This window comes from Salmonella sp. SAL04214 (assembly GCF_046550615.1).
Taxonomy (GTDB): Bacteria; Pseudomonadota; Gammaproteobacteria; order Enterobacterales; family Enterobacteriaceae; genus Salmonella; species Salmonella enterica.
The window spans coordinates 264,716-279,103 of the sequence record NZ_JBGDXT010000003.1; the positions used below are offsets into that span (position 1 = coordinate 264,716).

The window sequence follows — 14,388 nt, forward strand, 5'->3', positions numbered from 1 at the left end:
CATAATGAAAAAGTATTTAATGCTATGGGTGCTGACGCTGAGCTTGCTCACACCTTCTGTGTGGGCCTTAACCCTGGACGAAGCGCGCACGCAGGGCCGGGTAGGGGAAACGCTGAATGGCTATCTGGTGGCCTTAAAGAATGATGCCGAAACCCAGAAACTGGTGCTTGATATTAATCATGCCCGCCGCGCCAGTTATCAGCAGTTAGCGGATAGCAATCATCTTCCCGTGGACGAGGTGGCGAAGATGGCAGGGCAAAAACTGGTTGAGCGCGCCAGGCCGGGAGAATATGTCCAGGGAATTAATGGCAAATGGATGCGTAAATAACCGCTTCCCGACAATTTTTTTACCGCAAAATGCATTTTTATATGGGTAATTTCTGAATACGAAGGTCGTATTTACATTAGGCGAACCGGAAGGCTATTTCTATACTGTTGGCTGGTATCACTATTCGCGAGAGTAACCAGGTATGACGTCTGAAAAATTATCTGCTGCCTGCCATTGTGGCAGCGTCGTGTTTACCGTTCAACTTAGCGATGGCTTTCATACCGCCAGGCGCTGCAACTGTTCCTTTTGCCGGATGCGCGGAGCAGTGGCAGTGTCTGCGCCGCTATCGGGTATTAAAGTGCTAAAAGGGCAGGATAAGCTTACCGAATATCGCTTCAATACGGGCAAGGCGGTGCATTTTTTCTGTTCGGTATGCGGGATATATACTTTTCATCAACGTCGATCCAATCCCGATCAATATGGGGTCAATGTGGCGTGCATCGAAAATGTGTCGCCTTTTGATTTCGCCTGCGTTGAAGTCAATGATGGGGTAACGCATCCCAGCGATGGCGGCAGTAGCGGCGTGGTAGGATATTTGCGCTACGAACCTAAGAAGTCACCTCCCGTCGAAACGGGAGGCAAAAATATTTAAGCGGCCACGACGCTGTCAATCGCGGCTTTTGCATCGGCCTGAGCTTTAGCCGCCACTTCCGGCCCGTAGGCGATGCCTTCGGCAAAGACAAAATTCACGTCGGTAATACCGATAAAACCAAGGAACACTTTCAGGTAAGGCGCAATCAAATCCGTCGGGGTGTCTTTATGGATACCGCCGCGACTGGAGAGAACCACCGCGCGTTTACCGGTTACCAGACCTTCCGGGCCTTTTTCGGTATAGCGGAAAGTGATACCGGCGCGGGCAATCAGATCAAAGTAGTTTTTCAGCTGCGTCGGGATATTGAAATTGTACATCGGCGCCGCAATAACGATGACGTCGTGGGCTTTCAGTTCAGCAATGAGTTCATCAGACAGCGCCAGAGCGTCCTGCTGACGTGGCGTTAAAGGCGCATCGCCCGGACGCATCGCGCCCACCAGCTCGCCATCCAGCACCGGAACAGGGTTGGCCGCCAGATCGCGGACAGTAATTTCATCTGCGACGTGTTTTTCGCGCCATTGTTCAATAAAATAGTCAGTCAACTGACCAGACTGAGAGTACCCTGCCAGAATACTGGATTTAAGAACTAATACCTTGCTCATGGGTGTTTCCTTTTATGTGTTTGAAGGGGCGTGCCCCGTTGCTTGTTGACACTTTATTCACAAATATGTCGCAGGGATAGCGCAATATATCGAACCCTTTGTTCGAAATTATTGAACAACACAAAAAAAGCCCCAATGTGGTACTCTATACCTATCATTTAAAACGATTTTAAACAGGCAGAATGCTGCCCAAGAGCTTTATGACTGAACAATCTATGTTGACGCTTCAGGTGTTACAGCAGCGGCTGGATGCACTGATGCTGCGCGACAAACAGCGCTTTTCGCGCCGCCTGCATGGCGTAAAGAAAGTAAAAAATCCTGATGCGCAACAGGCCATTTTCCAGACGATGGCGAAAGAAATTGAACAGGCTGCGACGCAGGTCGCTCTCCGCGAAGCGGCGCGCCCCTCAATCACTTATCCGCAAAATCTGCCTGTTAGCCAGAAGAAACAGGACATTCTGGAAGCGGTCCGCGATCATCAGGTGGTGATCGTGGCAGGGGAAACCGGTTCCGGTAAAACCACCCAGTTGCCGAAAATTTGTATGGAACTGGGACGCGGAATTAAAGGACTTATTGGACATACTCAACCGCGTCGTCTGGCGGCGCGCACCGTCGCTAACCGCATTGCCGAAGAGTTGCAAACGGAGCCTGGCGGCTGCATCGGCTATAAAGTTCGTTTCAGCGATCATGTCAGTAGCAACACCATGGTCAAACTGATGACGGACGGTATCCTGCTGGCGGAAATCCAGCAGGACAGGCTATTGATGCAGTATGACACCATCATTATTGATGAAGCGCATGAACGCAGCCTGAATATTGACTTCTTGCTCGGCTATCTGAAAGAGCTTCTGCCGCGTCGCCCCGATCTGAAAGTGATTATTACCTCTGCGACCATCGACCCGGAACGCTTCTCGCGCCACTTTAATAACGCGCCGATTATTGAAGTCTCTGGCCGAACGTATCCCGTAGAAGTTCGTTATCGCCCCATCGTGGAAGAGGCTGACGACACTGAACGCGATCAGCTACAGGCAATTTTCGACGCTGTTGATGAACTGGGGCGTGAAAGTCCCGGCGATATCCTGATTTTTATGAGCGGAGAGCGGGAAATCCGCGATACCGCCGACGCCCTGAACAAGCTGAACTTACGGCATACCGAAGTGTTGCCGCTGTATGCACGCTTGTCGAACAGCGAACAGAACCGCGTTTTCCAGTCGCACAGCGGACGCCGTATCGTGCTGGCGACTAACGTGGCGGAAACCTCGCTGACGGTGCCGGGTATCAAGTATGTGATCGATCCTGGCACTGCGCGCATCAGCCGCTACAGCTACCGCACTAAAGTGCAGCGCCTGCCGATTGAACCGATCTCACAGGCTTCCGCCAACCAGCGTAAAGGGCGTTGCGGACGCGTATCGGAAGGGATCTGCATTCGTCTGTATTCGGAAGATGACTTTTTGTCACGTCCGGAATTTACCGACCCGGAAATTCTACGTACCAACCTGGCGTCGGTTATTTTGCAGATGACCGCCCTGGGGCTGGGTGACATCGCCGCCTTCCCGTTTGTTGAAGCGCCGGATAAGCGCAATATTCAGGATGGCGTGCGTTTGTTGGAAGAGCTGGGGGCGATTACTGCCGACGAACAGCAAACGGCATATAAGCTGACGCCGCTGGGCCGACAATTATCCCAGCTGCCGGTCGACCCGCGCCTGGCGCGTATGGTTCTGGAAGCGCAAAAACATGGCTGTGTGCGCGAAGCGATGATCATTACTTCCGCACTCTCTATTCAGGATCCGCGCGAGCGCCCTGTGGACAAGCAGCAGGCTTCCGATGAGAAACACCGGCGCTTTCATGATAAGGAGTCCGATTTTCTGGCGTTTGTTAACCTGTGGAATTACCTCGGCGAGCAACAAAAGGCCCTGTCGTCGAATCAATTCCGCCGTCTGTGTCGCACCGACTATCTGAACTATTTACGCGTGCGTGAGTGGCAGGATATCTATACCCAACTGCGTCAGGTGGTCAAAGAACTGGGGATTCCGGTAAACAGCGAACCCGCAGAGTACCGGGAAATTCACGTTGCGTTGTTAACGGGGCTGTTGTCGCATATCGGGATGAAAGATGCCGATAAACAAGAGTACACCGGCGCGCGTAACGCCCGATTCTCTATTTTCCCCGGTTCCGGTTTATTCAAAAAACCGCCGAAATGGACAATGGTCGCAGAACTGGTGGAGACCAGCCGTTTGTGGGGGCGTATCGCTGCCCGCATTGAGCCAGAATGGGTGGAACCGGTAGCCCAGCACCTGATTAAACGTTCATATAGCGAACCGCGCTGGGAGCGGGCGCAAGGCGCGGTGATGGCGACGGAAAAGGTTACTGTCTACGGTCTGCCGATTGTCGCCGCGCGCAAGGTGAATTACAGCCAGATTGACCCGGCGTTGTGTCGCGAGTTGTTTATCCGCCATGCGCTGGTGGAGGGGGACTGGCAAACCCGTCATGCCTTCTTCCGTGAGAATCTAAAATTGCGTGCGGAAGTCGAGGAACTTGAGCACAAATCTCGCCGCCGCGATATCCTGGTGGATGACGATACCCTGTTTGAGTTTTATGACCAGCGTATTAGCCATGACGTTATTTCCGCCCGCCACTTTGATAGTTGGTGGAAAAAAATCAGCCGCGAGACGCCGGATCTGCTCAACTTTGAAAAAAGTATGCTGATTAAAGAAGGCGCGGAAAAAATCAGCAAACTGGATTACCCGAACTTCTGGCACCAGGGCAATCTTAAGCTGCGTTTGAGCTATCAGTTTGAACCGGGCGCGGATGCTGACGGCGTGACCGTCCATATTCCGTTGCCGCTACTTAACCAGGTTGACGAGAGCGGTTTTGAATGGCAGATCCCAGGGCTGCGCCGTGAATTAGTTATTGCGCTGATTAAATCGTTGCCAAAACCGGTACGTCGCAACTTTGTTCCGGCGCCAAACTATGCTGAAGCGTTTTTAGGTCGCGTAACGCCGCTGGAGCTGCCGCTGCTGGACGCTCTGGAGCGTGAACTGCGCCGGATGACCGGCGTCACGGTCGACCGGGAAGACTGGCATTGGGATCAGGTGCCCGAGCATCTGAAAATCACGTTTCGCGTGGTGAATGACAAAAACAAGAAACTGCAGGAAGGGCGTTCGCTCGCCGAGCTTAAAAATGCGCTGAAAGGCAAAGTGCAGGAGACGCTCTCGGCGGTGGCGGATGACGGCATCGAGCAGAGCGGGCTGCATATCTGGAGTTTCGGCGAGCTGCCGGAAAGCTACGAACAGAAACGCGGTAATTATAAAGTGAAGGCGTGGCCGGCGTTAGTGGATGAGCGTGACAGCGTCGCTATCAAATTGTTTGATAATCCGCTGGAACAACAACAGGCGATGTGGTGCGGTTTACGCCGTCTGCTGTTGCTCAATATTCCTTCACCGATTAAGTATCTGCATGAGAAATTGCCGAATAAAGCCAAGCTGGGGCTGTACTTTAACCCGTACGGCAAAGTACTGGAGTTGATTGATGACTGTATCGCCTGCGGGGTAGATAAACTGATAGATGCCAACGGCGGACCGGTGTGGAGCGAAGCAGGTTTCACCGCGCTGCACGAAAAGGTACGCGCCGAGCTGAATGATACTGTGGTGGATATCGCGAAGCAGGTTGAGCGGATCCTGACGACCGTATTCAATATCAATAAGCGTCTGAAAGGGCGGGTGGATATGAGCATGGCGTTGGGGCTTTCCGATATCAAGGCGCAGATGAGCGGTCTGGTATACCGTGGTTTTGTGACTGGCAACGGCTTTAAACGTCTCGGCGATACGCTGCGTTATCTGCAGGCAATTGAAAAGCGGCTGGAGAAACTGGCTGTCGATCCGCACCGCGATCGGGCGCAAATGCTGAAAGTCGAAAGCGTCCAGCAGGCGTGGCAACAATGGATAAATAAATTGCCTCCAGCGCGTCGCGAAGATGATGATGTTAAAGAGATCCGTTGGATGATTGAAGAACTGCGTGTCAGTTATTTCGCGCAACAGCTCGGTACGCCTTATCCTATTTCCGATAAGCGTATTTTACAGGCCATGGATCAGATTACGGCCTAAAAAGCCAGGCGACGATGTCTTTCAAAGAGATCCGGTACAAGTTCGGAACAAAAAGGAGGAATTATGAATACAACGCCATTTCCGGCGCTCTCTGCGGAAACATTGCTGGCGGTAAATACCGTCGGACAGTGGCTGGCGCAAAATGATTTTTCCGGCGAACAACCTTATTCGTCGGATTGCGTCGTCCTGGCGGGCAATGCGGTGATCCCCACTATCGACGCGGCCTGTCGCATCGCCAAAGCGCAAGGCGTTCCTTTACTGATTAGCGGCGGTATAGGTCATTCGACGCCGTTTTTGTACGCCGTGATTGCCCGGCATCCGCGCTACCACACTATTCGCACAACCGGACGCGCTGAAGCCGCGATCCTCGCGGATATCGCGAACCAGTTCTGGCATATTCCGGCTGAGAAAATTTGGCTGGAAGATCGGTCAACTAATTGCGGCGAAAATGCCCGTTTCTCCTGCGCACTGATCCGTCAGGCGAAAGAAAACATTAACACGGCTATCGTTGTGCAAGACCCCACCATGCAGCGGCGCACTATCGCGGCATTCCGGCGCGTGACAAACGACGACACCGATGCGCCGCGCTGGCTGAGTTTTCCTGGTTTTGTTCCGGTACTGCGCCACCTTAACGGCGGTACACGTTTTGCCAACGTTGAAGAGGGCATCTGGACGGTGGAGCGTTATCTGTCTCTGATTGCCGGCGAGCTGCCACGTTTGCGTGACGATGAAACAGGGTATGGACCGCGCGGTAAAGATTTTATCATTCACGTTGATATCCCACGCGATATTGAAAACGCATGGCAGGTATTGCAGGCAGATACGACGCTGCGCAGTGCGTTAGAACAGAGAGCTTTACGCTAAAAATCGCCCGTTTGCGAGGGTGAACGGGCAAGTGCGACCACCATTTCATAAATTTGATGAATTATTTAGAAAAGCTGGTTATGTTGTCGCTTTACGGTTTTCATTCAGGACGCGCTATGGGCAATAAGTATTCCCGCCTGCAAATTGGTATTCACTGGTTAGTCTTTTTTCTGGTTATTGTGGCTTACGCCGCGATGGAGCTACGCGGTTTTGCGCCGCGTAGTTATCGGCCCTGGTTTAATATGACGCATGTTTCATGTGGTATCACTATTTTGCTTTTAATGGTGGCGCGCTTGATTATTCGGCTGAAATATCCCACGCCGCCCATTGTTCCTCGTCCAAAACCGATGATGACCGGAATGGCACATTTAGGACATCTGGTGATTTACCTGTTATTTATCGCGCTGCCTGTTATTGGTCTGGTCATGATGTATAACCGCGGCAATCCCTGGGTCGCATTTGGTATTACTATGCCGCATGCCGCCGAAGCTAACTTTGAACGCGTAGATATGCTGAAATCCTGGCACGTCACGCTGGCGAATCTGGGCTATTTTGTTATTGGACTTCATGCCATCGCTGCTTTGATGCATCACTATTTCTGGAAAGACAATACGCTGTTACGGATGATGCCGCGTAAGCGTGACTGACCGTCCTGCATGACGTTTGTCGCTGGTGGGGTTAACTGCTTTAGGCAAACAAGGCATCTATCGGAGGGGATGGCGTATTCCATACAGAAAACGCCTGCGTCGAACCAGGACCCGTGACGCAGGCGAAGGAGGACGGGTCTACATCGGAAGCGGGTATTATACTTATTTGTATGACAAATAAAATAAGCAATTGCTATCCCGTAATCCAATGTTTAATCAACGGGTTAAACCCACATGATCGCGCTGCCGACCGCTCGGAAGTGCCTGTACTTACAATGAACGTGGCATAGTGGCGGAAAATAGCGCAACGGCGCCATGTTGCTCCAAAGTCACCTTAGCGAAATGTTCGTCCAACACGCTGCGTAACGTATCGGCTGAATCATTGGTATTACTGAATATTCCTTTCTTGTTATAAACAGCCATTAATTTCTTACTAAAAGCATTGTGAGGAACCTCTTTGCCCAGAATCGTGGCGCCAAAAAGTGTGCCGCCGGGTTTAAGCGCCATACCGGCATTTTTAATTGCCTTCGCTTTTGTTGTCATCTCACCAGGTAAGCAGTGCAGAAGATAGTACATCGAAACGGAATCGAAGCGCCCGTGCCAGTCCGCCGGGAACGTGTCGAAAACATCGTGTTGTAGTGTGGCGCGGATTTTCGTATTACCCACTCGGCTGGCGGCTATTTTCAGGCTATCCGGATTTAAATCCATCAGCGAAATGGCATGAGTCGCAGGTGCATGTTTCAGGTAATAACCTGTACCTACGCCAATATCCAGGTGAGTCTCGCCCATGTGATGCAGGAAGAAAGGAAGTAGTCGCGTATCAGTAGGACACTTCCAGGCATATTTGTTTGAGATATTGAGTACCCACCAGTCATATAAGCTAAGCGTGAATGGGTTATAGACTTTTGCGCCTGATTGTTGTGTATGCTTCATTGTTCTCTCACTAAATAATTTCGCGCTGGAATTAAAACAATGAAGCAATCGTTAGGCAAGCATTAATCAGGTGAGTGAGTAATTTAATGCGATGAATAAAGGCGATATTATTAATTAAACGGCTATCTTAAAGAAGATAGAGGATAATAATAGCTGATAAATGAATTGGACAGTCATATTATTATAAGCTGATAATTAATAATCGTTAATATAAATATATTAAGCCTTATGATAATAGCAATGCAATTAAATGCATGAGGAACAATATTTATTCATACACATAAAGCGATTATTGTACATTAATTGATATTTTAAATGTTACGCTGAGATAGCCATCTTTATTTAATATCACCTACCTGGAGGCGATATGATTGAGGTTTTTGAAGCGTTTGGCTGGACCTTACTTTTAGGCGGTCTGGCAGTGGCAGTACTGTTTATCACTGCACTGGATAGAAAACGGTAATCATTGCATTTGACGCGCCTGTTGAGTTGGTATTACAAATAATTGTACCTGAAATCTACCACTTCTGAATTTTGCGATATTTTGCCATTCTGACGGCAAGGGGTAATCCTGACTGAAGTTACCGCCGCTTACCAACCAGACACGATGGTAACTTTTTGAAAGCGTTGTCAGAGTATCAATATATGTCTGATCGGCTTGCGCATAAAACAGTGAACCAAAGCCATAGGCATTCGGTCTGCCTGATGTTCCGTGTGCGTTAGGTGGTGTATAAAGAAACGTACGATAATCTCGCTTATTATAATAAACATAACTTAAATAATCGAACATTTTACTGACTACCACGGCATCATTAGGCTGGTGACGGGTATTAATATAGTTTACCAGTGGTTTAAACTCGTCTATGTGCTCAGGGTTATTATGATATGAACCATAGCCGAATAATAAGGTGAATAAGATAAACCAGAAGCCACAAACCGCTTTTTTTGCGCGGGTAAGTAATACTGCGAGCAGGGGAGGAATGCTCAGCGATGAGAAGAAGAAATAACGATCGATAAATAACGGCATCCACCAGGAAATGGTGAAGACCAGCATTACAGGGATGACCAGATTACAAAATAATATCAGCTGATATCTTTCATATTCTCCGTTGCATAAAGATATTCGCCCCACAGTACCGATAAAACTTCCCACAGCCAGCCACAGAATGATCGACGGAAAACCCTGTCCGTTGTTTCCGGTAAAGAAATGCCAGTACATTGCAGGCAGATCACGCCATGTTACGGGGGGAATCCAACCGATATCATTACCGGCTCTCAACTGCGCCAGATGAGTCAGTAAATTAAACAATACGGGCAACCAGGGGAGATAAGCGACAGCAATCGCCAGGTTAGCAAACCACCAGCCAGGAAGTTTAAGGTAGCAGGCCATTTTATGGCTTTGGCAGGATAATATTGTTACTGCGATCCAGTGGGCAATAAGTGCAAATAGGGTGAAATAATGGGTGTAAAAGCTGAACGTCATAAGTAAAGCATACGCGACAAGGTAGCGATTATGGGTGGGTGTTTTTATCCACATCATCAATGCTAACGCGGCAGCGAGCGTTAGCATTCCCATTAACGCGTACATGCGCGTTTCTTGACTGTAATGGACTGCCATCGGCATCAGGGCGGCGAACCATCCCGCCAATAAGGCTGTACGTTCATTTGCCAGCCATCGCGTAAGCGCGATAACCAGCACAACTGTCAGGATCCCAAAGAGTAGACTGAGAGAGCGTACCGCTGCAATGCTATCACCCAATAATATGATCCAGTCATGCAGTAACAGATAATAAAGCGGGGGATGCACGTCAAAAGCGGCATGGAAGAGCAGATTATCTACGCTATGTCGACTAATCAGCACGCTGGACGCTTCGTCACACCAAAGGTAGCGGTCAGTTAAAAACAGCAACCGTATAAGGACGGAGAATATGACAATGAGACAAATATGATATTTATACTTTATTTTTCTTAACCCATCTCCGGGCTGCCATATTGATAGTTGTGGTAGCGCCATAATATCCTCAATGGAGTAAGACTTAGACCAGAATGGACACCTAACGCAATAATGAAGGTTAAAATCTTAACCAACACTAAATAAAAATAACTTTGATAATGTCAGCGATGAATTAATCAGAATAGTGCAGTGCAACTCAGTAATCCTGACCGTAATGGCGAAGCAGTCTATGCTCTAAAAACCGGGTCAAACCGACGATAAAGGTAACGCCAATAAGATACACTATGGCGGCAAAAAGGTAAGCATGGAAGAATTTAAAGCTAGTTGCAGCAACCTCCTGAATTCGCGCGAAAAACTCAGTATATTGGATAAGAAAAACGATGGTGCTGTCTTTAAGGTTATTAATCACCTGATTCGTTAAGGCTGGAATGGAAGACAGCAATACCTGAGGCAGTATAATCCACAAAAAGACCTGCCGTTTGTTCAACCCCTGAACGACTGCTGCCTCCGTTTCATATTTATTCAATGCGTTATAGGCCGTTGTCATGTACGCGGCATTATATGCGCCGACATTCAAGGTAAAACCTGTAACCGCCACGGTAAAAGAGGACAGGTGAATGCCAGATTGAGGTAAACCATAATAGATAACAAACAGAATAAGAATGAGTGGCGTACCGATAAAGAAATCCATGTACAGTCGAGTTATGGCTTTTACCACGGGGCGATGGCTAAGGCTCAGAAAGAAAATAATAATTCCCCACAAAAAACCGGTGATGGAAACAATCAGCGCAAGTTTACAGGTTTCTTTAATACCGTCCACAACAAGTGGCAGTTGTTCAGTCAGGTCATTAAAGAAGAGAGACCAGCCAGCGATCATCGTTGTGCCTCGCTAAAAAAACAGTGGATATCTGGATCCGTTTCTCGTAAGGCAAGATCGGTAAAAGCTCCTTCTGCACGAATCTTGCCATGATTAAGAAACGTTACGTTATCGCTTAGTAATCTGGCGAGGCGAATATCATGAGTGACGCATAATATAGTGACGCCATTGTCGTGAAGTTGCTTAATCAACATTCCGACTTCACGAGTCATGAGCGGATCAAGCGCAGACGTCGGCTCATCAAAAATAATGAGTTCTGGGTCGGTGACCATTGTTCGGGCCAGGGCGACGCGCTGCTGCTGGCCGCCCGATAATTGCGAAGGGTATTTCGCGCTATGCGAGGCCATATCAAGTTTTTGTAGCTCATGTAAGGCTTTCTCCCGGGCTAGTTGTCCCGGCATGCCAAACACTTTACATAGGGCAAGGGTAATGTTATCCATAACGTTAAGATGGCGATACAAAGCGTAATTCTGGAAGACACAACCGACTTTTTTTCTGAACTCAAGAACAGTAAATTCCTTGTCATAAATATTTCTCCCGTGAAAATAAATATCACCATAATCAGGCTCTTCTAATCGAAGCAGACAGCGTAAAAGCGTCGTTTTTCCACAACCCGATGGCCCCATGACTACTTTCATGTCTCCCGATTGAATTTTCAGACTAACCGTATCAAGAACCTTTTTTCCTGAATATTCCTTACTTATCTCTTTTAGTTTCAGTAAAGCCATGAGTATCACCTCTATTTTTATGCTTCAACTGATGCGATATTTTTTCTCAAACACTCCGGCCAGAAGAGTAAAAACTTTATAAATAATGAAATATAATACCCCGGCAAGAGTATAGATCTGTAACCCGTTCAGCGTGATGGCTGTCAGTGACATTGCCTGCTTCGTTATTTCAGCGATACCTACAGTATAAGCAAAGGGCGTCGCTTTTAATACAGAAGAAAACTCATTGATAATACCGGGCACAGAAAATCGCAACATCTGTGGCAGTTCAATATTTATTATAACCTGTAATTGACGCATTCCTGCTACTTTCGCTACCGTAATTTCGTATGGCTCAACTAATTTAAGCGCCCCTCTGAACACCTCGGCAAGATAGCTCCCACTGATTAAGCCGACGCTGAGGTTCATGGCCACCAGAGGTGAAACATATATGCCAATCGATGGCAATCCAAAATAAACAAGAAAAACAGCAATAAGTATTGGAATTCCCCGAAGAATAAAGACCAGTACGTCGAGCATCTTCTGTAGTGGAAGGGGGGATAGTCGCCGTAATACGGCGACTGTAAGCCCGGTAAAAAACGCTGAGAGAAAACAGGTAAAGGTTACAAGCAGCGTATTACCAATCCCTTCCAATAGGAAATAAAATATAGCCAGCATATTACCTGATGACATAGCTTACTATTTCATCCAGTTATCGACGATGCCAGATATTTTTTGTGGCCCTTGCTCTTTAAGCCATAAGTTAAAATCATCGCGCACGGGCGAGCCTTTCTTAAAGGCAATGCCAAGCTGATCAACATTCTTGAAAACATAACGACTTTCTATCGGCATCTTTTTCTTATTTTTGAAGGTAAAATAAACCGGCTCTTCTATAAAAGCCAGATCAAGATTGCCATTTTTTAGATCAGCCATCGTCTCATTATAGGTTGGATACAATTTTACTTTACTTAACGAGTAGTATCCTTTGGGCTCCAGATCGTTTTTGATAAGGTCGGAGTAAGCCATTCCTCGAGGGTATCCAATAGAATATTGATTTAATTCATTGAGGTTATTGAGCGTTATTTTATGATTGGCCATACTGACCAGATAAAAAGAGTTGATGTAATAAGGTTCAGAAAAATCAATAACTTTCTTACGTTTATCTGTGATTGAAATTCCCGAAAATGCGACATCTGCCTGACCACTCGCCACTGCGCCAAGCATTCCATCCCAGGCATATTCGGTGATGTTTAGCTTACAATGCCGTGACTGACAGTAAGACGAAAAAAGCTCCAGATCTATCCCCTGCAATTTGCCATCAGCACTTTTAAATAACATAGGGGGAGAGGCCGGTGATACTGCGACATTGAGTGTTCTCCCTTCAACGATGCTATCAGCAAAAGCTGAAGACGACATTATTCCCAACACTATCATCGATAAGCCAATTTTTTTGGATAACATGCTATCTATTTCCTGTGGTAAGGTAATGCGTATTATAAATTAAGCATTAGGGCGTGAACCTGACATTTGCAGGCGTAAAGTACTTAACGTTATGTATTCCATCGCTGTTAACTAATTTAATCAGGAGGTTTGACAGGAATCATCAAAGGGAATGGATTGAATATACCATGAGATATCAACTGGATATGAGTGCAGCGGCCCCATGAAAGGTGAAAATGTAAAGATACCATAGACATTAGTATACTGGACATAGTTTATGCTCCATTTACGCATACATATTTACATGATAAGCAGATAAATGCTTCAGTGACGGTGTATTTAATGTCTCTAAGTATCATCTTACCACTCTATCCAGGGCCAATATAAAGACTTATCTTTGCTTGTCAAATACATTTTCTGAGCTAAGTTGATTTGCGTGCTATCTATATTTGCAAGCATATAAATTATTTATCCTATGAACAAACGACAACAGATCAGGATTTCTGACGATGTTGTTATGTTTATCAAAACGTTAACTTGTTTTAATCGATAATAATCTTAATTCAGAAATATCTTAATATATGCGGTTGTCGAGATAAAATTCTCAAATTAACATCGTACATCTTATGTAATAAATATAAATACGATAAATAAATCCAAAACTGAGACTGCCAACCGGATAACAAACAGCAATAAAGAGGGCTCTCCATTAAGTTATCCTGGCAATGGTTAAGGTGGTAACATTTTTGGTGGCTTTACCCATTTTAATCGTGTTCACAACACGTTAATTACCTTATGATTACCATGGTAATTAAAAATGAATCCTCGATGACTCGATGACTCGTTGGCTGAATGAAAAGAAAATTCTGCATCACATAGGCGCATGTATCGCGTATAATGGGCTCCGATGACCCTAATCATTGCTATGACATAATAATATGTATCTTAACCGCTTTTGTTATTTACTCCTGATCTCCGCTGCGGTCGGAAGCATTTTTACATCGCATCCCGTCGCGATGTGGTTCCTGCTCGCCAATGTGCTAACGCTGGCGATCTACGGTGTAGATAAAACGGCGGCACGTAAAACCTGGCGCAGAGTGCCGGAATCCACTTTGTTGGTGTTTGGGGTTGTCGGTGGGTGGCCTGGTGCGATTGTTGGTCAACAACTTTTCCGTCATAAAACGCAAAAGCAGCCATTCAAAACATACTTTATCGTCAGTGTGATAGTGAGTACCGTAGTTACGGTGGCGATCTATCGACTCTATCCATTTTTGTCCTACTGAACATAGAGTATGGATCACTTATTGACCAACCGGCAGCAAAGACAACCTCATATTTTCA

At 47.0% G+C, this 14,388-nt stretch carries 13 protein-coding genes; 6 read left to right on the forward strand and 7 right to left on the reverse strand.

The window, feature by feature from the left end:
• Positions 1–4 precede the first annotated feature (4 nt).
• Positions 5–328 (forward strand): YdbL family protein, encoded by a 324-nt coding sequence (locus ACLJQD_RS07065; RefSeq protein WP_000760414.1) that lies wholly within the window; start codon positions 5–7, stop codon positions 326–328.
• Positions 329–470: 142 nt separating this feature from the next.
• On the forward strand, positions 471–920 hold the full coding sequence (locus ACLJQD_RS07070) for a GFA family protein (RefSeq protein WP_001518898.1): 450 nt from the start codon (positions 471–473) through the stop codon (positions 918–920).
• On the opposite strand, the gene azoR is transcribed toward ACLJQD_RS07070, so the two are convergent.
• Positions 917–1,522, reverse strand: coding sequence for an FMN-dependent NADH-azoreductase (azoR, locus tag ACLJQD_RS07075; protein ID WP_000048924.1), 606 nt, complete (start codon positions 1,520–1,522; stop codon positions 917–919). The two genes, ACLJQD_RS07070 and azoR, sit on opposite strands and share 4 nt — an antisense overlap.
• Positions 1,523–1,722: 200 nt before the next feature.
• Between azoR and hrpA the strand changes: the two genes are divergently transcribed.
• The 3 genes from hrpA to cybB all read left to right on the forward strand — a co-directional run bounded on the left by hrpA (position 1,723) and on the right by cybB (position 7,136).
• Entirely contained in the window at positions 1,723–5,625 is a 3,903-nt protein-coding gene (gene hrpA, locus ACLJQD_RS07080; protein WP_024137316.1) for an ATP-dependent RNA helicase HrpA, read from the forward strand.
• A 63-nt stretch (positions 5,626–5,688) separates the two neighbouring features.
• Positions 5,689–6,489, forward strand: a complete 801-nt coding sequence (locus tag ACLJQD_RS07085; protein ID WP_001098507.1) for a YdcF family protein — start codon at positions 5,689–5,691, stop codon at positions 6,487–6,489.
• Between the two features lie 116 nt (positions 6,490–6,605).
• Positions 6,606–7,136 carry a cytochrome b561 gene (gene cybB / locus ACLJQD_RS07090; RefSeq protein WP_017441311.1) on the forward strand — a complete coding sequence of 177 codons (531 nt, stop codon included), beginning with the start codon at positions 6,606–6,608 and terminating at the stop codon, positions 7,134–7,136.
• Positions 7,137–7,406: 270 nt separating this feature from the next.
• Here cybB and ACLJQD_RS07095 read toward each other — a convergent pair whose 3' ends face one another.
• The 6 genes from ACLJQD_RS07095 to ACLJQD_RS07120 form a co-directional block, all read right to left on the reverse strand.
• Positions 7,407–8,069, reverse strand: a complete 663-nt coding sequence (locus ACLJQD_RS07095; protein WP_023242856.1) for a class I SAM-dependent methyltransferase — start codon at positions 8,067–8,069, stop codon at positions 7,407–7,409.
• Positions 8,070–8,532: 463 nt separating this feature from the next.
• Entirely contained in the window at positions 8,533–10,083 is a 1,551-nt protein-coding gene (locus tag ACLJQD_RS07100; protein ID WP_023242855.1) for a glycosyltransferase family 39 protein, read from the reverse strand.
• 136 nt (positions 10,084–10,219) lie between these two features.
• Positions 10,220–10,900, reverse strand: a complete 681-nt coding sequence (locus ACLJQD_RS07105) for an amino acid ABC transporter permease (RefSeq protein ID WP_000560165.1) — start codon at positions 10,898–10,900, stop codon at positions 10,220–10,222.
• Entirely contained in the window at positions 10,897–11,628 is a 732-nt protein-coding gene (locus tag ACLJQD_RS07110; protein WP_017441314.1) for an amino acid ABC transporter ATP-binding protein, read from the reverse strand. Before ACLJQD_RS07110 ends, ACLJQD_RS07105 begins: the two co-directional genes overlap by 4 nt.
• A gap of 24 nt (positions 11,629–11,652) precedes the next feature.
• Positions 11,653–12,300, reverse strand: coding sequence for an amino acid ABC transporter permease (locus tag ACLJQD_RS07115; RefSeq protein WP_017441315.1), 648 nt, complete (start codon positions 12,298–12,300; stop codon positions 11,653–11,655).
• A 6-nt stretch (positions 12,301–12,306) separates the two neighbouring features.
• Positions 12,307–13,068 (reverse strand): transporter substrate-binding domain-containing protein, encoded by a 762-nt coding sequence (locus tag ACLJQD_RS07120; protein ID WP_001727062.1) that lies wholly within the window; start codon positions 13,066–13,068, stop codon positions 12,307–12,309.
• A 917-nt stretch (positions 13,069–13,985) separates the two neighbouring features.
• Here ACLJQD_RS07120 and ACLJQD_RS07125 point away from each other — a divergent pair.
• The gene (locus ACLJQD_RS07125; RefSeq protein ID WP_017441316.1) at positions 13,986–14,330 is read left to right on the forward strand and encodes a DUF1294 domain-containing protein; all 345 of its coding nucleotides are present in this window, start codon (positions 13,986–13,988) and stop codon (positions 14,328–14,330) included.
• The last annotated feature ends 58 nt before the right edge of the window (positions 14,331–14,388 follow it).

Bases quoted from the DNA above. Each gene is read 5' to 3' on its own strand.
- ACLJQD_RS07085 (WP_001098507.1), top strand. From the start codon at position 5,689: ATGAATACAACGCCATTTCCGGCGCTCTCTGCGGAAACATTGCTGGCG.
- ACLJQD_RS07070 (WP_001518898.1), top strand. From the start codon at position 471: ATGACGTCTGAAAAATTATCTGCTGCCTGCCATTGTGGCAGCGTCGTG.
- ACLJQD_RS07065 (WP_000760414.1), top strand. From the start codon at position 5: ATGAAAAAGTATTTAATGCTATGGGTGCTGACGCTGAGCTTGCTCACA.
- ACLJQD_RS07100 (WP_023242855.1), bottom strand. From the start codon at position 10,083: ATGGCGCTACCACAACTATCAATATGGCAGCCCGGAGATGGGTTAAGA.
- ACLJQD_RS07120 (WP_001727062.1), bottom strand. From the start codon at position 13,068: ATGTTATCCAAAAAAATTGGCTTATCGATGATAGTGTTGGGAATAATG.
- ACLJQD_RS07110 (WP_017441314.1), bottom strand. From the start codon at position 11,628: ATGGCTTTACTGAAACTAAAAGAGATAAGTAAGGAATATTCAGGAAAA.
- cybB (WP_017441311.1), top strand. From the start codon at position 6,606: ATGGGCAATAAGTATTCCCGCCTGCAAATTGGTATTCACTGGTTAGTC.
- ACLJQD_RS07105 (WP_000560165.1), bottom strand. From the start codon at position 10,900: ATGATCGCTGGCTGGTCTCTCTTCTTTAATGACCTGACTGAACAACTG.
- ACLJQD_RS07115 (WP_017441315.1), bottom strand. From the start codon at position 12,300: ATGTCATCAGGTAATATGCTGGCTATATTTTATTTCCTATTGGAAGGG.
- hrpA (WP_024137316.1), top strand. From the start codon at position 1,723: ATGACTGAACAATCTATGTTGACGCTTCAGGTGTTACAGCAGCGGCTG.
- ACLJQD_RS07095 (WP_023242856.1), bottom strand. From the start codon at position 8,069: ATGAAGCATACACAACAATCAGGCGCAAAAGTCTATAACCCATTCACG.
- azoR (WP_000048924.1), bottom strand. From the start codon at position 1,522: ATGAGCAAGGTATTAGTTCTTAAATCCAGTATTCTGGCAGGGTACTCT.
- ACLJQD_RS07125 (WP_017441316.1), top strand. From the start codon at position 13,986: ATGTATCTTAACCGCTTTTGTTATTTACTCCTGATCTCCGCTGCGGTC.